At 65.4% G+C, this 18,703-nt stretch carries 21 protein-coding genes; 10 read left to right on the top strand and 11 right to left on the bottom strand.

What is annotated here, in order from left to right; all coding sequences use genetic code 11:
- Window positions 1-3: 3 nt before the first annotated feature.
- Together RT614_RS08520 and RT614_RS08515 are read right to left on the bottom strand one after the other, a co-directional pair.
- Entirely contained in the window at window positions 4-1,644 is a 1,641-nt protein-coding gene (locus tag RT614_RS08520) for a mucoidy inhibitor MuiA family protein (RefSeq protein WP_409558438.1), read from the bottom strand.
- Window positions 1,645-1,800: 156 nt separating this feature from the next.
- A complete protein-coding gene (locus RT614_RS08515; RefSeq protein ID WP_313621677.1) occupies window positions 1,801-2,700 on the bottom strand; it encodes a LysR family transcriptional regulator in 900 nt (299 codons plus the stop codon).
- 105 nt (window positions 2,701-2,805) lie between these two features.
- On the opposite strand from RT614_RS08515, the gene RT614_RS08510 reads away from it, so the two are divergent.
- From RT614_RS08510 to RT614_RS08500, 3 genes are all read left to right on the top strand, one after another.
- Window positions 2,806-4,095, top strand: coding sequence for an MFS transporter (locus RT614_RS08510; RefSeq protein WP_313621676.1), 1,290 nt, complete (start codon window positions 2,806-2,808; stop codon window positions 4,093-4,095).
- Window positions 4,096-4,218: 123 nt separating this feature from the next.
- The gene (locus RT614_RS08505; protein ID WP_313621675.1) at window positions 4,219-7,215 is read left to right on the top strand and encodes a PAS domain S-box protein; all 2,997 of its coding nucleotides are present in this window, start codon (window positions 4,219-4,221) and stop codon (window positions 7,213-7,215) included.
- A gap of 127 nt (window positions 7,216-7,342) precedes the next feature.
- Window positions 7,343-7,708, top strand: a complete 366-nt coding sequence (locus tag RT614_RS08500; protein WP_313621674.1) for a hypothetical protein — start codon at window positions 7,343-7,345, stop codon at window positions 7,706-7,708.
- A gap of 67 nt (window positions 7,709-7,775) precedes the next feature.
- Here RT614_RS08500 and RT614_RS08495 read toward each other — a convergent pair whose 3' ends face one another.
- Window positions 7,776-9,221 carry an RNA polymerase factor sigma-54 gene (locus RT614_RS08495; protein ID WP_313621673.1) on the bottom strand — a complete coding sequence of 482 codons (1,446 nt, stop codon included), beginning with the start codon at window positions 9,219-9,221 and terminating at the stop codon, window positions 7,776-7,778.
- 171 nt (window positions 9,222-9,392) lie between these two features.
- Window positions 9,393-10,397 (bottom strand): sigma-54 dependent transcriptional regulator, encoded by a 1,005-nt coding sequence (locus tag RT614_RS08490; RefSeq protein ID WP_313621672.1) that lies wholly within the window; start codon window positions 10,395-10,397, stop codon window positions 9,393-9,395.
- Window positions 10,398-10,577: 180 nt separating this feature from the next.
- Here RT614_RS08490 and RT614_RS08485 point away from each other — a divergent pair, with 180 nt between their 5' ends.
- Window positions 10,578-11,963, top strand: coding sequence for a sigma-54 dependent transcriptional regulator (locus RT614_RS08485; protein ID WP_313621671.1), 1,386 nt, complete (start codon window positions 10,578-10,580; stop codon window positions 11,961-11,963).
- Between the two features lie 9 nt (window positions 11,964-11,972).
- Here RT614_RS08485 and RT614_RS08480 read toward each other — a convergent pair whose 3' ends face one another.
- Window positions 11,973-12,347, bottom strand: a complete 375-nt coding sequence (locus RT614_RS08480) for a hypothetical protein (RefSeq protein WP_313621670.1) — start codon at window positions 12,345-12,347, stop codon at window positions 11,973-11,975.
- Between the two features lie 151 nt (window positions 12,348-12,498).
- Here RT614_RS08480 and RT614_RS08475 point away from each other — a divergent pair, with 151 nt between their 5' ends.
- Complete coding sequence (locus tag RT614_RS08475; protein ID WP_313621669.1) at window positions 12,499-12,714, top strand: hypothetical protein; 216 nt, start codon at window positions 12,499-12,501, stop codon at window positions 12,712-12,714.
- 66 nt (window positions 12,715-12,780) lie between these two features.
- On the opposite strand, the gene RT614_RS08470 is transcribed toward RT614_RS08475, so the two are convergent.
- Together RT614_RS08470 and RT614_RS08465 are read right to left on the bottom strand one after the other, a co-directional pair.
- Window positions 12,781-13,083: a DUF378 domain-containing protein gene (locus RT614_RS08470; protein ID WP_313621668.1), complete on the bottom strand. Its 303-nt coding sequence runs from the start codon at window positions 13,081-13,083 to the stop codon at window positions 12,781-12,783.
- 64 nt (window positions 13,084-13,147) lie between these two features.
- Entirely contained in the window at window positions 13,148-13,417 is a 270-nt protein-coding gene (locus RT614_RS08465; protein ID WP_313621667.1) for a hypothetical protein, read from the bottom strand.
- 137 nt (window positions 13,418-13,554) lie between these two features.
- Here RT614_RS08465 and RT614_RS08460 point away from each other — a divergent pair, with 137 nt between their 5' ends.
- Entirely contained in the window at window positions 13,555-14,145 is a 591-nt protein-coding gene (locus RT614_RS08460) for a hypothetical protein (protein WP_313621666.1), read from the top strand.
- A gap of 51 nt (window positions 14,146-14,196) precedes the next feature.
- On the top strand, window positions 14,197-14,817 hold the full coding sequence (locus RT614_RS08455) for a DUF4142 domain-containing protein (RefSeq protein ID WP_313621665.1): 621 nt from the start codon (window positions 14,197-14,199) through the stop codon (window positions 14,815-14,817).
- A gap of 38 nt (window positions 14,818-14,855) precedes the next feature.
- On the opposite strand, the gene RT614_RS08450 is transcribed toward RT614_RS08455, so the two are convergent.
- The 3 genes from RT614_RS08450 to RT614_RS08440 form a co-directional block, all read right to left on the bottom strand.
- Window positions 14,856-15,746: an SDR family oxidoreductase gene (locus tag RT614_RS08450; protein ID WP_313621664.1), complete on the bottom strand. Its 891-nt coding sequence runs from the start codon at window positions 15,744-15,746 to the stop codon at window positions 14,856-14,858.
- 81 nt (window positions 15,747-15,827) lie between these two features.
- Entirely contained in the window at window positions 15,828-16,166 is a 339-nt protein-coding gene (locus RT614_RS08445) for a glycine zipper domain-containing protein (protein ID WP_313621663.1), read from the bottom strand.
- 74 nt (window positions 16,167-16,240) lie between these two features.
- On the bottom strand, window positions 16,241-16,570 hold the full coding sequence (locus RT614_RS08440; RefSeq protein ID WP_313621662.1) for a four-helix bundle copper-binding protein: 330 nt from the start codon (window positions 16,568-16,570) through the stop codon (window positions 16,241-16,243).
- A 148-nt stretch (window positions 16,571-16,718) separates the two neighbouring features.
- Here RT614_RS08440 and RT614_RS08435 point away from each other — a divergent pair, with 148 nt between their 5' ends.
- Window positions 16,719-16,970, top strand: a complete 252-nt coding sequence (locus tag RT614_RS08435) for a hypothetical protein (RefSeq protein WP_313621661.1) — start codon at window positions 16,719-16,721, stop codon at window positions 16,968-16,970.
- Here the strand turns inward: RT614_RS08435 and RT614_RS08430 are convergent, their stop codons facing one another.
- The gene (locus tag RT614_RS08430; protein WP_313621660.1) at window positions 16,971-18,023 is read right to left on the bottom strand and encodes a DNA topoisomerase IB; all 1,053 of its coding nucleotides are present in this window, start codon (window positions 18,021-18,023) and stop codon (window positions 16,971-16,973) included.
- A 180-nt stretch (window positions 18,024-18,203) separates the two neighbouring features.
- On the opposite strand from RT614_RS08430, the gene RT614_RS08425 reads away from it, so the two are divergent.
- Window positions 18,204-18,368: a hypothetical protein gene (locus RT614_RS08425; RefSeq protein ID WP_313621659.1), complete on the top strand. Its 165-nt coding sequence runs from the start codon at window positions 18,204-18,206 to the stop codon at window positions 18,366-18,368.
- A gap of 49 nt (window positions 18,369-18,417) precedes the next feature.
- Window positions 18,418-18,570: a DUF3309 family protein gene (locus RT614_RS08420; RefSeq protein WP_076520934.1), complete on the top strand. Its 153-nt coding sequence runs from the start codon at window positions 18,418-18,420 to the stop codon at window positions 18,568-18,570.
- Window positions 18,571-18,703 lie beyond the last annotated feature (133 nt).

Here is an 18,703-nt window from a genome sequence, read left to right as displayed (position 1 = left end):
GCCTTACAGGCCGGCTACGTCGATATCGCCGGGATAGTCGACCGAGAACTTCAGGACGGTCTCGCGCGACTTGCCCGGTTCCATCTGCCATTCCCAGGCCAGCTTGCCGTCTTCTTCCCGCTTGATGTCGCGGTCCGAGGGAGACAACAGTTTGACCACGATCTTTTCGTTGCGCGACACCGGCAAGCGATCCTTGAACGTCACCTGTTCCTTGGTGGCCTTGTTGTTCTTGACCGTGATCTTGTATTCGTAGGTGACGCGCTTGCCGCTGCCCGAAAAGCCGGTGCTTTCGGTGTAGCGGTTCACCAGTTGGCGCTTGATCGAAATCCCGTCGTCGGCGCCCAGCGCAAGCTCCAGCTTTTCGCCGGGCATCACCGCCTTCATGGCGCTGGAGGCGACGAAGGCATCATCCAGGAAGGTGTTCAGCGGGCCGGCCAGGAACGGAAAGTCCGTGTTGTTGCTGGCCTCGGCGGTCAGGAACACGGCTTCCCGCAAGGCCGGCGTGGCCTGGTATTGCAGCGTGGCCGGCAGCTTGGCGGTGGCGATGGCGACGCGCTGGGCAGTGTTGTCGGACAGCAGGGTCGCCGGGCTCGAAATCTGGAAGGACGCGCTCGTGGCGGCATTCTGGATCTGAGTGGTGGCCACGTCCACAGCTTCCAGCGCCGGTTCGGGCGCGCCTGCGTCCTCCATGGCGGCGGCGCGCGGCGCGCGCTTGGCCTGCATTTCGGCCCGGACGGCCGGAGCAGGCGCGGGGAGGGCGTGCGGAGGCGGCGGCGGTGCCGCCACGTCGACGATCCACGGTTGCAGCGTGGGCGCCGCCCCGCCCAGCGACGGCCTGGCCGTGGACAGCGTCAGCTTCACGTTCTTCCAGTCTTCGCCGGTGTTCTGGCGGATGACGCCGAAGTAGCCCAGGTCGACGTTGCGGTCCGCCGGGCGCAGGCGCGCGTCGTATGAAGGCGTCCAGCGGGCGCCCGCGACCGCGTAGGAAACGGCCAGATCCAGCTTGCCCGCCCGGGCCAGGTTGACGCGCAACGTGATGGTCTTGCCGCGCCGCCCCTGTTCGCCCCGCACCTGGCCGAGCTGACCCTGCAGCACGCCGATCTCACGGTCCAGCGCGGTTTTCTGTTCGGCCACGCGGCGCAGGCCCGCCAGCGTCCTGGCCAGGCTGTCGGCGCTGACGGCCTGGATCGCCTTCAATTCGTCGAGCGTGATGCGCGCGCCGTCCTTGGAGGGTTCCGTTGCGCCCCGCTGCATCATGAGCACCAGCTCGCGCTGGTTGTCGAGCACGGCCGCTTCATCGTCCAGCGCGGCCTGCCGGGCCTGCAGCGTGTCGATCTGCGCTTCGATCTGGCGCACGCGATCATTGGCGATGTCCGCGCGCACGGAATCCCGGACCCTCACGTCCAGCAGCGTGGCTTGTCCGGTGCTTTTGGCGGACACCTGCAAGGAATTCTCTTGCAGCGTGGCGGGTAGATTCTCCAGCACCAGTTCGTGCTCGCCCGCGGCAAGGTCGCTGCCCGCGTTGCGGGTGACGACGGCGCGGTCCTGGTAGACCGTCACGGCGCCAATTGAGGAATTAAGTCCGGCGGCGGCGCCAAGACCGGGAAGCGTTGCAAGAGCCAGGGCCAGGAGAGTACGTCTCAAGGGGAGCACCTCGTAAAGGGTTGAGAGCGCCGGGGTGGGATCCCTGTTGGGGGGACGCATCGCCGGAAGCGCGAGAGTCTAGCCCCCGCCGAAAGCCGACGGTTTACAGAAGATGACAAACGCGACAGTGGGATACCGCCACGGAGGATTTCGTCGTCAGCCGTTTTCCGGATGGGCCAGCCGTCGGAACATGTCGACGGCATTTTCCGCCGCGGCCGACCGGTCGTGCCGGCGATAGGCGATATCCAGCAGGGCATGCGGCGCATCGCCCTTGATGGGACGGTATTCGATACCCTGCGCGCCCATGTGCCGCATGGCGGCGGGCACGATGGAAATGCCTACGCCGGCCGCCACCAGGCTCACGATCGAGGCCATCTGGGGCGCCTCCTGGATGACCCGGGGCGCAAAGCCCGCGCGCTGGCAGGCGGACTGGATCGCATCGTACAGGCCCGCCCCGATGGGGCGCGGGTACAGCACGAAGTCCTCGTCCGCCAGCGCCACGATGGGGACGGCGCGCCTGCGGCTGAGCGGGTGGTCCGGGGGCAGGGCGACCAGCATCGGTTCGTCCAGGACGCGTTCCGCCTCGAATTCCGCGTCCAGCACGTACGGCGGACGGACGAACGCCACATCCACCTCGCCCGCGCGCAAGCCGCGCAGCAGCGATACGGTGTTGCTTTCGGTCAGGGTGATGCGCACGTGCGGATAGCGATCGCGGTAGGCGCGGATGGCGCTGGGCAGGTAGGGATGAAACACGGCCGACGCCGTAAAGCCCACGGTGATCGCGCCCCGTTCGCCGCGGCCCAGGCGCCGGGCAAGATCGACCGCGCGGTCGGCGCTGGCCAGGATGGCGCGCGCGTCGTCAAGGAACTGCGCGCCGGCCTCCGTCAAGGCGATGCCGCGGGGCAGGCGCAGAAACAGCGGCGTGCCGATTTCGCGCTCCAGCTGCTGGATCTGTTGGCTTAGCGGCGGCTGGCCGATGCCCAGGCGGGCGGCCGCCCGGGTGAAGTGAAGTTCTTCGGCAACGGCGGTGAAGTAACGCAGGTGGCGCAGTTCCATCGGTTTTACATATGACTGGGTGCAGTTGCATATATTGGACATATGCAGGGGAAAAGTCTACTTTGTGGCTACGGGCTCAGCGCCCGTTGTTTTTCGAGAATCCTGATGTCCACCCATTCTGCAAGCCCCGCCACAGACCGCGACGCCGCGCCTGCCGCGCCGTCCGACTATCTGGAACGCGGCACGCCTGGTCTGCGCCGCGCCCAGTGGGCCCTGTTCGCCGCCGGCTTTTCCACCTTTTCCCTGCTGTATTGCGTGCAGCCGCTGATGCCGCTGTTCACTCACGCGTTCAACGTGTCGCCGGCGCAAAGCAGCCTGGTGCTGTCGCTGTGCACCGGACTGCTGGCTGTCGCCATCTTTTTCGTCGGCCTGTTCTCGCAAGCGCTGCCGCGCAAGCGCATCATGGCCGCGTCGCTGTTCGCATCGGCCATTCTTGGCACCATTGCGGCCGTCGCGCCTGACTGGCAAAGCCTGCTCGCCTTGCGGGCCTTGCAGGGCGTTGCGATGGGCGGGGTGCCCGCCGTCGCGATGGCCTACCTTGCCGAAGAGGTGGAGCCCGGCACGCTGGGCCTTGCGATGGGGTTGTATATCAGCGGAAGCGCCTTCGGCGGGTTGTCCGGACGTGTCATTACGGGACTGGTGTCCGATCACTTCGGGTGGCGTGCCGCGATGGGCACGCTGGGCATTCTGGGCATCGTGGCCGCCGTTTTGTTCATGTGGCTGTTGCCGGCCTCGCGCCGCTTCAAGCCGCGCCGGGGCCAGGGCTGGGCAGGCGTTTGGGGCGACGTGCGCGCCGGCGCTGCAGCGCATCTGAAGAACGGGCCTCTTTGCGGATTGTTTGCGATGGCAGGCCTGCTCATGGGCGCGTTTGTCGCCGTCTACAACTACGTGGGGTTCCGGCTGCTGCTGCCGCCGTTTTCCCTTAGCCAGACCTTCATCGGCTTCATTTTTGTCGTGTATCTGGTCGGCATTTTTGCGTCGACATTCTTCGGCCGGCTTGCAGATCGGCACGGGCGCGGGGCAATGTTGTCGGCGGCCACGGGCCTCGCCCTTGCGGGCCTGCTGTTGACCCTGTCGGATTCGCTGCCGGTCCTGATCGCGGGCATCGTGGTGTTCACGTTCGGCTTCTTCGCTGCGCACGCCGTGGCCAGCGGTTGGGTAGGGCAGATGGCTCGCGGCTACAAGGCGTTGGCTGCGTCGTTCTATCTGCTGGTCTATTACGTGGGGTCCAGCGTGCTTGGCGCGCTGGGCGGCCACTTCTGGACCGCGTCGGGCTGGCACGGGGTGGCAGCCCTGGCTGGCGGCCTGTTGGTGGTTGCGTTGTCGGTCAGCGCGGGCCTGGCGTGGCGCACCGGGCGACGACACCATGCGGCCGGAGCGGCCGGCAGCGCGTAAAGCGCTTGTTCGGCGCGATTGTCCCAAGGCCAGGTCGACGCGGCGCAGGGAGCGTCGCGTTACGGAGGGTTTCGGCATCCGTTGCGCCTTCGCGATACATTCCGTATTGCGATAGGGGAAACCATGCTCACCAAGCAAGACCGCGTGTCCCTCCCATGGACTGACACGCTTGCCCGTCTGGAAGACGAACGCATCATGCTGGAACGGATCGCCGCCGGCGTGCCGTTGCCGGAGGTGTTGGAACACGTCCTGCATGCGATCGAGGCGCAGTCCAGCGTCAAGCTGCGCGCGGCCATCGCCCTGGTGGACGAAACCGGAACCGTTTTACGGCATGGCGCGGCGCCCAGCCTCCCGGATGCCTTCAATGCCGCCGTGAATCGGGTGCCGATCAGCCCGCACACCGCTTCGTGGGGCGCGGCCGCCCACTCGGGCAGCCCGGTATATGTGAAGGACATCGCGACGGATCCCCGCTGGGAGGCATGGCGCGACCTGGCTCTGGCCGAGGGCCTGCGCGCCTGTTGGTCCACCCCGATCAAGGCGCCGGACGGGCGGTTGCTGGGGGTCTTTTCCAATTACTACGAGTCCGCTCGGCTGCCTAGCGCGCACGATATCGATGCCATCGCGCTGGTCACGCGCAGCGCTGCGCTGGCGATTGAACGGCACCTGCTGGACGCCGCGCTGCGACGCAGCGGCGACCGCTGGCGCGCCATGTTCGATGGCATGCAGGAAGCGTTCTTCCTGGCCGAGGCCCTGCGCGACGCCGACGGGCGCATCGTCGACTTCCGCTTCCTGGAGGTCAATCCGGCCTTCGAGCGGCAAAGCGGCATGAAGGAAGGCGACACGCTGGGCCACACGCTGCGCGAAATGATCCCTGGCGTTCCGAGCCAGATCATGGAGACATTCGCGCAGGTGGCGCAAACGGGTGAGCCGGCGCAATTCGAGTTTGCCGTGCCGGCGCCGAACGATGCGTGGTTCGAGGCGCGTGCTCGCAAGGAAGGCGACGACCGCATCATGGCGCTATTCCTGGATGTCACCGCGCGCAAGGCGGCCGAGACCGAGCTGTGGGAAGGCCAGCATCGCAAGAACTTCCTGCTTGCGCTTGGCGATCGCTTGCGTGAACTGCATCTGCAGTCGGCCATCGAGCATACGGCTTGCGAAGGGTTGGGGCAGCATCTGTCGTTGGGATTGGTGGCCGTGCTGGATTGGGCCGGAGAGGGCGCGAAGCCCACGGTCTCGACGTGCTGGCGGTCCGAGGCGGACCTGGCGGATGCATACGGGCTGGCGTCCGACCGTTTTGGCGAGGATTTTTACGAGGCGCTGCGCAAAGGGCGGACGGCCTATTTGCAGCCCTTGCTTGCGCAAGAGGGCGGCGACGTCCGCCCGTCGGCCATCGTCGTGCCGATGCGCCGGTGGGCCCGGCAGGGCGGTGCGCTGGTGGTCCGGCCGCTATCCGACAGCCGGCTGCGGCCCGGTGATCTGGCGTTCATCGAGGAAGTCGCCGAACGGATGTGCGACGCCGTCGAACGCTCGCAGTATTCGCGCATGCTGGAGCAGCGCGTCGAGCAGGCGATCGCCGAGCGCGACCGCATCTGGCGCATGTCGCCGGAGCTGCTGGCCGTGATTGACGCCAACGGACGGTTTGTCAGCGTGAACCCGGCCGTGCAGCCCATCCTGGGCTGGAGCCTCGATCAATTCCTGTCCATGGGGCTGGCCGAACTTATCCATCCCGAAGATCTTGAAAAGACCCGCGCGGCGTGGTCCGCCGGCGTGCAGCCGGGGGCCGTGCACGGAGTACGGCACCTTGAAAACCGCGTGCAGAAGCGCGAAGGCGGCTATAGCTGGATCACATGGAGCATGTCGTGGTCGCAGGACAACCTGTACCTTGCGGGCCGTGACGACTCCGACCTGAAAACGCAGGCCGAGGCGCTTGCGGACACGGAAAACGCGTTGCGCCAGGCGCAGAAGATGGAAGCCGTGGGGCGCCTGACCGGCGGCATCGCGCATGACTTCAACAACATGCTGCAGGGGATCACCGGCGCCCTTTACCTGGTCCAGCGCAAACTGGCCGCGGGCGTGCCCGAGCAGGCGCAGCGTTTCATCACCGTGGCCATGGACTCGGCAAACCGCGCGGCGCACCTGACGCAGCGCCTGCTGACGTTTTCGCGGCGCCAGCCAATCGACCCCAAGCCGTTTGGGGTCCAGGCTGCGCTGCAGTCCATGACCGACTTGTTCCATCGGTATACGGGCGAGCGCGTCACGCTGGTCTTCGACCTGGAGGCCGGTCTGTGGCCGGTGAATTGCGACAAGAACCAGTTTGAAAACGCCATGCTCAACCTGGTGATCAACGCGTGCGATTCGATGCCCAATGGCGGCGTCCTGACCATTGCGGCGGCAAACACGCGGGTGGACGCCGCGTCGCTTCGGCAGAATCCCGGCATCAATCCCGGCTCCTTCGTGGAAGTGACGGTCTCGGACATGGGCTGCGGCATGTCGCCGGACGTGCTGGCGCATGCGTTCGATCCGTTCTATACGACCAAGCCCTTGGGCGAAGGCACGGGTCTGGGGTTGTCCATGACCTACGGTTTCGCCAAGCAGGCGGGCGGCAGCGCGACGCTGGAAAGCGCGGTCGGCGTGGGGACCTCGGTCAAGCTGTACCTGCCGCGGCACGAAGGCGCGCCCGAGCCCGCCGCCGTGCCCGGTCCCGAGGCGGGGTTGCAGATCGCGGCGCCCGATCAGTCTGTCGTCATCGTCGTGGAAGACGACACGAATGTGCGCGAGATGGTGCGCGAATGCCTGATGGAAATGGGATTGCACGTGCTCACCGCGGCGGATGGCGAGGCCGGACTTGAACTGGTCACGTCCACGCGCAACATGAGCCTGCTGGTGACGGATGTGGGCCTGCCCAACCTGAACGGGCGACAGTTGGCGGATGCAGCGCGTGCGTCGCATCCGGGCCTGCGCGTGCTGCTGATGACGGGCTATGCCGAAAGCGCGGCGAGCGCGGGCGGGTTCCTGGAAGAGGGCATGGAGTTGATCGTTAAGCCTTTCTCCCTGGATGCGCTGGACGCGCGGGTGAAACTCATGCTGCAGGCCAACATCCGGCCGCAGCCAGCGCAGTAGGTTCAACTGTTGCAAAGGGCGGTAAAAAATTCCGCGCTGGCACATGCGGCCCCCCGGGCAGGGGGCTGGCTGCGTCAGGCACGAGGCTTGCGATAAGGCTGATGCATTTCAACCTAGGAGCTTCGATATGAAACATCGTGCCATGACTTGCGCGTTCGTACTGATTGCCGGCCTGGCGTCCGCCGGCGGGGCTTTGGCCCAGTCGACGGGGCGCAGCTCGCCTCCCACTTCCCCTTCGAACACGCCGAACGAAGGTACGGCGGTGCCGCCGAACACGAAGGTGCCCCCGGGCCAGATTCCGCCCGCTCCGAATGCTGCACCCAATACGGCCACCACGCCTCCCAACGTCGACAAGAGCGGTCATATGAAATCGGGAACGCACCAGTCCGAGATGCCCAATCGTAAGCGCGAGGCGAACGACAACGTGCCCAAGACGCCGGCAGCTGGCGCTGCGCCTCCTCCGGGGTATCCCAACACGGGCGGCAGCAAGTAAGCAGTCAGCCGTCCACTGAAAAGGCTTCCCGCGGGAAGCCTTTTTTCTGTTCGCAGCCAGGGCGGCGCTAGTGCTGCCGCCGCAGTTCGGCCGGCGGCACCCGCAATTGGCCGCGATACTTCGACACCGTGCGTCGAGCGAGAAGAATGCCATTGGAAGCAAGCTGCTGCGTCAGCGCCACGTCGGACAGCGGCATGGCCGGATCTTCGGCCTCGACCATTTCCTTGATCAGCGCGCGCACCGCAGCCGCCGAGCATGAACCGCCGGACTCGGTCGCCAGTTCGCGCGAGAAGAAATGACGGAATTCGAAGACGCCGCGCGGGGTGGTCATGTACTTGCTGACCGTCGCACGCGAGACCGTGGATTCGTGCATGTTCAAGTCGTCCGCCACTTCACGCAGCATCAGGGGCCGCAGCGCAACCTCGCCATACTCGAAGAACATCTGCTGGCGCTTGACGATCGCCTCGGCGACGCGCTGGATGGTGGTGTAGCGCTGCTCAACATTGCGCACCAGCCAGCGCGCTTCCTGCAGCTCCTGCGCCATGGGGCTGCGGTCGTCCAGCCGGGCGCGGCGGAACAAGTCAGCGTAGGCGCTATGCAGCCGCGCGCGGGGCATGGCGCTGCGGTTGGGCAGCACGCGCCAGCGCCCCTGCCATTTGTCGACGAAGACGTCAGGCACCACGTACACGGGCGCCTCGCCGCTGTAGCGACTGCCCGGTTTGGGATCCAGGTGCCGGATCAGCGCGCAAGCGTCGCGCACCGCGTCGTCGGAACAGTTCAGCAAGCGGCGTAAACCGACGCAGTCGTTCTTGGCCAGGCGATCCAGGTGTTCCTGCACGATGCGCAGGGCAAGCGCTCGCGTGCCTTCGTCCTCGTCGTGCAAGGCGGCAAGCTGGAGGGACAGGCATTCGCGAAGGTCGCGCGCCGCCAGGCCCGGGACGTCGAGCTGCTGCACCAGTCGCAGCGCCGCGAGCCATTCGCCTTCTTCTGGAGTAGGGCTGATGTCCGCGTCCACGGTATTGCACAGGTTGGTCAAAGGCACCCGCAGGTATCCGTCGTCATCCAACGCGTCGATGATGAACTCGGCCAGCAGGCGGTCGCGCGGCTCAAGATGATAGTTGCCCAGTTCCGACGACAGGCGCTCGCGCATCGACACGCTGGCGCAGGCCCACTGACCCAGATCGTTGTCACCGCCGCTTGTTGAGTGCGTGGGATAGTCGCCCGAATACGCGGGAGCATCGGGCGGAGACTCTTCGGGTTCCGCGCTCTCGCTTGCGGCGGTCGGCTCGGGCAGGGGTTCAGTTTCCAGAACTCCGCCGGCCTCGCCGCGCAAGCCGGGCGCGGCCGCCACGGTCTCGGCATCGGCTTCTTCCGGGTCCTCAAGAAAAGGATTGTTGGCTAGCGCGTGTTGCACCGCAGTGGTGAACTCCAACGCCGACATCTGAAGCAGCTTGACGGATTGCTGCAGGCGCGGCGCCAGCGTCATTTGCTGGCGCAGACGAAGTTCTTGCATCGGGTGGCCCAATCGAAGTCTCCTGGAGGGCGGCCGCCATAAAAAGAAAAGAAGGCGGCTCATCCCTTCATAGATGCAAGATTCATGCCAACTGCGATTGCGGGCTGGGAAGGCGCTGGGCGGGCGGTGCGCGAAGCCAGTATTACAAGGTCAGGTAAGAACTGCCCTGGCTTACGCGTCGGGTTCCGGTTCGTCTTTTTCGTAAACGTCCAACCGGTTGTACAGAGTCTTCAGGCTGACGCCCAGCGTATCGGCCGCCAGGCGCTTGTCGCCGGCATGATGGGCCAGGGTGGCAAGGATGAATTCACGTTGCGCCCGGCCCAGCGGCATGCCCACCGGAAAGTTCAGCGCGCCGTCCCGCAGTTGGGCCTGGTTGGCGCTGCGGGTGCGCGTCAGCAGATCGGTGTCAAGCTGCGTGTCGGCCATGATGTAGGCGCGCTGGACGACGTTGCGCAATTCGCGCACGTTGCCAGGCCAGTCATGATGCTGGATCGCTTCGAGCATGTGCGGCGAGAACGTCTTCTGGGTGCCGTGCTGGGCATTGAGCGTATCCAGGAACTGGTTAGCCAGCACCAGGACGTCGTCGCCGCGCTCGCGCAGGGGCGGAACACGCAACGGGATGACGAGCAGCCGGTGCAGGAAGTCCTGCCGAAGCCGCCCGTCGGCGACCGACGCGGCCGGGTCGCGGTTGCTGGCACAGATAACCCGGACATTGGCGCGCAGGAGATCGGTGCCGCCGACGCGCTGGTAGGTGCCGACTTCGAGCACACGCAGAAAATGCACCTGCATGTCCGGCGGCATTTCGGTCACTTCGTCCAGGAACAGGGTGCCGCCGCTGGCGTATTCGAAATAGCCGGCGTTCTGCGATACGGCCCCGGTAAAGCTGCCTTTTTCATGGCCAAAGAGTTCGGCATGCGCTAGCGTGCCGCTGATCGCGCCGCAGTTGACGGCGACGAACGGCTGATTGCGGCGTTCGCTGGCATCGTGGATGGCGCGGGCAACGATCTCCTTGCCTGCGCCGCTTTCGCCGATAATGAACACGCTTGCGTCGGTGGCCGCAGCCAAGGCGATCTGGTTGCCCAGCTTGCGCATTTGCGGTGACAAGCCGCTTGTGTCAGCGAAGACGGAGGCGGGCGGCGGTGCGCTGGCGCGCGTCCCGGTATTGCGAGTGGCCATGCGGGTTCCTGCCTCCGAACTGGACTGTAATGGGGTAATCGTAGAAGGCCGCCAGCTGTCTGAATGCGACGAGTTGCAAGCAATGGAAAACTTTGATGGAAGTTATCAAATATTTGCGCCGACCGCCTCCATAGTGATTAACCTGATGGTCAAGACGGCATACGGAGATACGGAGATAGCATGCCTCACCTGCTAATCGTCGATGACGACGATGCGATTCGAGAGACATTGGCCGAAATCGGCCGCGACAGCGGGTTTTCGGTGGCTCTGGCGGCAAGCGTCAAGGACGCCCTGATCCAGCTTGAACGACAGGCGCCGGACCTGGTGCTGACGGACGTCCGCCTGCCCGGGGGCAGCGGCATGGACATTTTCAAGAACGTCGCTGTCAGCAGCGCCGAGGTCGTGGTGATGACCGGCCATGGCACGGTCGACAACGCGGTAGAGGCGCTGCGCCTTGGCGCCACCGACTACCTGGTCAAGCCCATCTGCATGGAGCGCCTGGCCGAGATCCTGAAGCGCATCATGACGAACGCCGGCGGCGAAATGCCCGGCACGCCTTTTGAAGAACCTGGGCGCTTCGGCAAGCTGTACGGAAAGTCCGAACGTATGCTCGAGCTGTATCGCCAGATCGGCCGGGTGGCGCCTACCAACGTCACGACGTTGCTGATCGGCGAAAGCGGCACGGGCAAGGAACTGGCTGCGCACGCCATCCATGAACTCAGCCCGCGCCGGCAGCGGCCATTCATTGCCGTGAACTGCGGCGCCATTTCGCCCAACCTGATCGAAAGCGAGATGTTCGGCCACGAGCGCGGCAGCTTCACCGGCGCCGACCGCCAGCACAAGGGTTACTTCGAGCGCGCCGATGGCGGAACGCTGTTTCTGGATGAAGTCACGGAAATGCCGCTGGACCTGCAGGTGAAACTGCTGCGGGTGCTGGAGACCGGACAGTTCATGCGCGTGGGCACCAACCGCGAGATCGCCTGCGACATTCGCGTGGTGGCGGCCACCAACCGCAATCCCGAGCAGGCGGTGCAAGAGGGCAGGCTGCGCGAAGACCTGTATTACCGGTTGAGCGTGTTTCCCATCGAGCTGCCGGCGTTGCGCGACCGCGGCAGCGACATTCTGTTCCTGGCTCAGCGCTTCCTGCAGACGTTGAACGAAGAATCTGGCAAGAAGAAGGATTTCTCTCCGGAAGCAGCCGCGGCGCTCGACCAGTACGAGTGGCCGGGCAACGTGCGCGAACTCAAGAACTTTGTCCGGCGCGCTTTCATCATGGCGGACGGCGACGTGCTGGATCTGGAAATGCTGGCGCCGCACGTCTCGCCCGCAGGCGAGGCGACAGGCGGGCAAGTCAGCGTGCCCGTGGGCGAAACGCTGGCGGAAGCGGATCGCCGTCTGATCCTGGCCACGCTGGAGCGGTGCAACGGCGTGAAGAAGCAGACGGCGGCGGTCTTGGGCATCAGCCCCAAGACGCTTTACAACCGTCTTGAAGAATATGCCGCGGCGGGGTACGTGCTACCTGGCGAGAACCCCCAGGCCGGCACGTCGACCCGGGGTTCGGTATAGCCGCCTGGCTTACTTGCCGTAGCGGGTCTTGAGCTCGGCCATGCACGTATCCTTGGCATTGCCCGACAGCGCATCGCATTTTTCCTTGCCGACCTTGTAGTCGGCTTCGTTGCGCGTCTTCGCCGCGTCATGCGAGCTTTCGGCCTTCTCCTTGGCGGCCTTGGAGTCCGCCTTGGCCTTGTCGCGCGTGGCTTCGGCCTGCTGTTGGCACACATCCTTGGCGTTGCCCTTCATCCCGTCGCACTGCTTCTTGTCCATCTTGTACTGATTGTCGATCTGGTCGTCGGTGCGCATGCCGGCGGCGCCGGTTTGCGCGGAAGCCTGGAACGCCAGGGCGGACAGACCCAGGGCAATGATGGGGCAAATCGTTTTGGACAGCTTCATGACAGACTCCTTTTCGTAAACGGTCCGGATTGGTTCGGACCCACGTTCACCAGAGCAAGCGCCGTGCCTGGATTTTTCAGGCATGGCGCTTGCGCAAGGTGTGGCGGACCGGTCTCGACGGCGGACCGGTCGAGCAACAAGGAGAGTGCAAATGACGAGCAAAAGCGAACAGAAACCTGCGGAGTCCAAGGCCAACACGCCCAAGGACGACACCGAGGCAGCTCGCCAGAGCGGGCAATTCGGCGCGGACAAGCCCGGGGATGACAAGCCGGCCGCCAAGCGGCATTCGGACAAAAAGCCGAATAGCCAAGGGCCGGAGTTCGAAGAAGGCGGGCAGTATCCCGGCAAGCGCCCGGGAACTGAATAGACGGCAGTGTCGAGCAACGCAGGCGTGCGCCCGGCGCGTGTATCCACATGGGCGGCGCAGTCTGCGCTACTGGGGCACGTCGGCGCCTTCTTCGCCCAGGCGGAACAGCAGCACCACGCAATACAGCGCGGCCAGACCGATCAGTCCGTAAATGGCGCGTGACGCCGCGTAGGGAAGGATCTTGGCAAAGACGTCCAGGTCGACCGCGGCGATCAGGCCGCAGTTCAGGCCGCCCGCGACGACGGCGATCAACGCCGCCCAGTCCAGGACGGACAGCGGCCGTCTGCCGGCATCCAGCACGGATGCGGGTTCGTCGTCGTCCGGGACGGCGCTCGTCTCGTAGGGAGCCTCATCGCGCGATATATCCATGGTGTGTCCTTGGTGGCGGGCGCGCTGCGCCCGTGGCCGGCCGTGGCGGCGCAATCACTGCCCGTCAGCCGCCATTGCGTACGGGATCGGGGGCATCGCGCGAGATGCCGGCTTCGTCGGCATCGGTGATGCGGTCAGGCGCGACATCGGCGCCGTCGTCTTCAGGAGCGTCCGGCTCCACGCTTTCGCGTTCTCCCGTTGCCTGAGAGTCGCTGTCGGTGTGGGCGCGGCCGGGCGGCAGGTCGCTGGCGGAATCCGAGGAATCGCTGGGGCCGAGGTCCGGGCGGCCGCTTTCGTCGGGCGGGGAGATGTCTGGATCGGGTAGGCGGGGCATGGTGGTCTCCGAAGCCTGGGGCAGTGAAGTTTTGCAACGCGACGTTGCGTTGCGATGCTTTCACAGCAAGCGCCGTGCCGCGATCACCCGGGTATGGAAGTTGCTGTGAGCAGCCCAATCTCAACCCGGAGACTGCCATGTCCTTGATTGTCGCTGCACGGTTCCAGACGTTCGACGAAGCCTCGCTGGCGGCCCAAAGGCTGTTTTCCGAGGGCTACACCGAGGACGACATCCATACTTTCTACGTCAGCATCGCGGGCGAGCACGGCCACTTTCCGCTGGGAGGCGACCGCCTGGCCGACCCGGACTCCAAAGGCGGACACTTTGGCGCCGTGGCGGGCGCCGCCTTGCTGGGGCTGGTCTTTGCCCTGCTGGGCGGCCTGATTGCGTCGCGCCTGTCATCTTCCATATTCATCACCATCGCGGCGGCGGGCGTCGGCGCTTACATCGGCGCGCTGGTGGGCGCATTGAGGGTGATCGGACGCAAAAAACGGGCGCAGGTCGCGGCAGGCGAGCCCGTTAAGACGCATCCGCCCGTGCGCCAGGCCGGCGTGATGCTGGCCCTGCACGTGGATGCGGCAAGGGAAGGGCAGGCAAGGCAGATCCTGCGCGCTGCCGGAGGCACCGACATCGAGCGGGCAAACGGGCGTTGGCAGGACGGCAAGTGGCAGGACTTCGATCCGCTGGAGCCGCCGCGCCGCGTCGAAGCGCCGTCGACCGCCAACTGAGCGATCAATGCTGACCCGGTCGAGTCCGGGCGACACCAGGAGTGAAGAACAATGAAAAAGAAACCAGGAACCCTGCTGGCGCGGTGGGCCGCGGCAGCCTTGATGGCGGGCGCAGCGAGCTTGTCGCATGCCGCTGAGCTGGCCGCGTCGGACGCGCGCTTCCTGCAGGCTGCATCGGGCGCGGGCATGTTCGAAGTGCAGGCCGCGGAACTGGCGGCCAAGCGGGCGCAGGACGCGCAGGTGAAGGCGTTTGCGGCCAAGATGCTGAGCCAGCACGGCGCCGTCAACAAGGAACTGAAGGCGCTGGCCACCGCCAGGAATGTGTCGCTGCCTGGTCAGCCAAGCGAACCGGACCGCGCCACGCTGGAGCAGCTGCAATCGAAGACGGGCGCAGCGTTTGACCAGCTCTATATCGAAAAGGCGGCGGTGGATGCGCACGCAACGGCGAACCGCTTGTTCGAGACGGCGGCCAAGGAGTCGGAAGACGCGCAGGTCCGGGACTTCGCCGTGCGCACACTGCCGATGCTGGCGGACCATTACTCGATGAGCCGCGCCCTCAAACAGGAGCCTGTGATGAACGGCGACAAGATACAGCCCGCCACCAAGGGCGAGGCCCCACCCGTATCGCCGGCGTCGCGCAAGGCGCCCGCATCCGTCGTGCCGGAAAAGTAAGGTCACCGACGCGAGGGCGCCCAGGATGTCGGACGGCGTCAGTCGCCGGCGTCGCCTGTAATGGGCAACACAATGCCCGTGATGTAGCTCGAGCATTCCGGCGAAGCCAGGAATACGTAGGCCGGCGATATTTCCTCGGGCTGCGCCGGTCGGCCCAGATCGGTCTTTTCACCGAAGGCCTTGATTGCCTCGGCGCTCTGGTCAGCCGGATTCAGCGGCGTCCACACCGGGCCAGGCGCCACGGCATTGACCCGTATGCCCTGTTTGGCCAGGTTGCCTGCCAGCGATCGGGTGAAGGCGTGGATGGCGCCCTTCGTCGACGAGTAGTCCAGAAGCTTGGCGCTGCCCCTCAGCCCCGTCACCGAGCCAGTGTTGATGATGGAGTCGCCTTCCTTGAGGTGCTCCAGCGCCGCGCGCGCCATGTAGAAATAGGCGGTGATGTTGGTGCGCAGCGTCTTGTCCCACTTTTCATCGCTGATTTCCGGCAAGGTGTCGGTGTGCTGCTGATAGGCCGCATTGTTCACCAGCACATTCAGCTTGCCAAAATGTTTGACCACCTGCGCCACGGCTTCCTTGCAGAAGGCAGCGTCCTGCACGTCGCCGGGGATCAGCAGGCACTGCCGGCCCTCGGCCTGAACGGCGCGGCTGGTTTCCTTGGCGTCTTCGTGTTCGTCCAGGTACACCACGGCCACGTCCGCGCCTTCGCGAGCGAACAATACGCTAACCGCGCGCCCAATGCCGGAATCGCCGCCCGTGACAATGGCGACCCTGTCCTTGAGTTTGCCGCTGCCCTTGTAGCCTGGCGCTTTGTACTGGGGCTTGAGCACCATGTCGGCTTCGACGCCCGGATTTTCATCCAGATGCTGGCCCGGCATGGGCGGGGTGGGGTGCGGGCGGTCGCCGGTTTGGGCGCTCTTGGGTTTGCTCATGCGTATCTCCCATGGGGAGGCGCGGGATGCGCCTTGAGCCTGGGAGTCGAGCAAACGCCGTTCCCGGCGGCCCGCCGGAGCCTATTGGCGACCCACGATGACACCCAGGAGAAAAGCCGCGCCGGCCGCCAGGCCAATTGCCTGCCAGGGACGGGCATGGATGTACTCTTCGGTGCAGTCCAGGGTTTCACGCATCAGGTCGTGAGCATTGTCCGAGGCATCCCGCAGGCTCCTGCGCGTGGCTTGAAGCTGATCGGACAATCGCGCTTTCAAAGCCTCCAGGTCGGTGGAGCTGTCGCTTAGCGTGGCTTCCAGTTCATCGATCCAGCTTTCGGGATGCCGCGAGCGCCTGTAGGCGCCACGATCGTCGGGGCCGTTCTCGGGGAAGTCGGAAGGCATGGGGGTATTCGTCGTGGCCATCGAAAGCTCCTGACTGTCGGGCGGAAAATGCGCCATCGCGACCGGCCCGGGCGGCCGCGCGGCGGGACGAGGTTTCACGCCTCGACCATGTCCCTGCAAGCCAGCGTGCATGCCAGGCAAGCGCCCGCGCAGACCTGGCAATGCTCGGCCTCGTGCGTGGAGCACAACCTCGCGCAGGCATCGCATACCAACGCGCACAACGTGCATGACGCGGTGGCGAATTCGCCATCCCTGGCGAGCATCGCTGCGCAAAGGCGGCACACGTCGGCGCAGTCGGTGCACAGGCTGATGCAGTGCTTCATGCGCGTCGCGTTTTCCTCCAGGCAAGCGGCGGCGCACTGGTCACACGCCACGGCGCATTCATAGCAGGCTTGCACACATTGCTCGAAGTTTGAGTCTCGCATTGCATCTCCTTGTGAACGGCCGCAGCCACCCGGCCCGACAGCCGTGGCGGGCCGGTCGGCACATCCGCTTGCAATTTGAAGGTCTTGACAGTGTTCCGCGCAGGCTTGCAGCCGTAGGATGAAGGTTCGAATCTGGCAGGAGATACCGATGAAACCCACATCCGCAACCAAGTCCGCAACGTCCGCGCGCTCGGAAAAACCGGCGGAGGACAACGCTAAGATACTGCCGCCGAGCGGTCCCGTCGATGTGCCGAAACAACCGGAGAAACCCGACGCCCGCACGCCCGACGAAGCGGGCCGCGACAAGCGGGCGGTGGTGGACAACAAGACCGAATCGAACTGGGCCGACGGCTCCGCGCCGCAACCGCGGGCAAAGAACGCGCGCTCTTCGATTTTGTGATCACGCATCATCCGCGCTCCGTTGTTGCAGAAAGGCCAGCAGGCGCCGCTCGTCGGCGTCCAGCCCGCGCGGTCCGGCAGGGGCTGCCGTGCGCGCAGGCAGCGTCCCAGACAGATAGGACTCCAGGATGGCGGGATGCACATAGCACGCGCGGCAAACCGCTGGCGTGTTGGCCAGGCGTTTGGACACCTGCTTGATGACGTCCACGGCTTCCTGCCTGGCCTGGCGTTCATCCACGAAGGGGCGCGCCTGCAACGCGGCGTACGCCAACACCGACCCCGACCAGGTTCGGTAATGCTTGGCCGTGTATTCGCCGCCACCGGCTTGCCGCAGATAGGCGTTCACGGCGCCGGAGTCGACCGGATGCCGTTCGCCATCCGCATCCAGATACTGGAAAAGCTGCTGACCGGGAATGTCCAGGCACCGACGGATGACCCTGGCCACGCGCCGGTCGTTGACCGTGACGTCATGGGGAACGCCGCTTTTTCCCTGGAACTGAAAGCGGAAGCGGCTGCCGGCAACCGTCGTGTGACGACGCTTTAGCGTCGTCAGTCCATACGATTTGTTGGCGCGGGCATATTCACGACCGCCGATGCGGATGAGGGTGATCTCCAGCAGACGCACCAGTACGGCGATCACCTTGTCCTGCGTCAGGCCCGGGATCTTCATGTCGCGCGCCACCTGGCGCCGGATGCGCGGCAGCGCCAGGCCGAAGGACAGCAGGTTCTGGTATTTCGTGGCGTCCCGTACCGCCGTCCACGCGGCGTGGTAGCGGTACTGCTTGCGGCCCCGCGCATCACGGCCCGTGGCTTGCAGATGGCCGTTCGGGGAAGGGCATATCCACACCTCCTGGTACGCGGGCGGAATCGCAAGGGCGTTGATACGCAGGATCTCCGCTTCGTCCGAGATACGTCTGCCCTGCAGGTCCAGGTAATGGAAAGTGTGTCCATTGACGCGAACGCGGGTGTAACCGGCTTGCGTGTCGTCCACATAAGTCAGCGAGACCTCGTCGCGGGCAGTCGGCGCCGTTTCGGGGTGCGTGCGGGTGCTCATTCGATCTCCGTGTGCGCGGGCGGCGCGGGCGTACAGCATGCCGCGTTCCCGCCCACGGATTCCCGGGCGAGATTCCGGTCTGGGCACGCAGCTTGCTGATGACGTGGTCGGCAACAGTGCCGCCCAGACGCCCGCCGTGCTGGCGGCGCCGCCCTCGAAGAATCCTCTGAGGAGAGTGCAATGCAAACCGTCCTGCAATTACATGTGCCGCCCAAGCCGGATCCGATACCACCCGGCTCGCCGCCGGGAGACCTTCCCGTCGACCCGGATACGGATGAGCCGGACGTGGACCTGCCGCCCTTGTCGCCGCCGGTCAAGGAAATCGTGCCGCCGAAAGAAACCTGACGGATGCATGCCGCCGAACAATTCGAATCAATAACGACGAGGAGTCACCATGTCGACCATCCTGCTTATCATCCTGATCCTGTTGCTCATCGGCGCCGTGCCCGCGTGGCCGCACAGCCGCAGCTGGGGCTATTACCCGAGCGGCCTGCTGGGCATCGTCGTGATCGTGCTGATCGTGCTGCTTCTCATGGGACGCATATAGCGACCTGACTGCCGCAGTGCGCGAGTCGGCCTTGCGCGGGCCGCCTTGCGCAAGTCGCGTGGTGGTCCGTGCGGCGATCGGCGTCTTCGTCAGGCCCGCCCTGGCGCGGGATGCCTCTACAGGGCTGCCCGTG

This window comes from Achromobacter sp., assembly GCF_032102605.1.
GTDB lineage: Bacteria > Pseudomonadota > Gammaproteobacteria > Burkholderiales > Burkholderiaceae_B > Achromobacter.
This window is presented reverse-complemented; position numbering and strand designations above follow the sequence as displayed.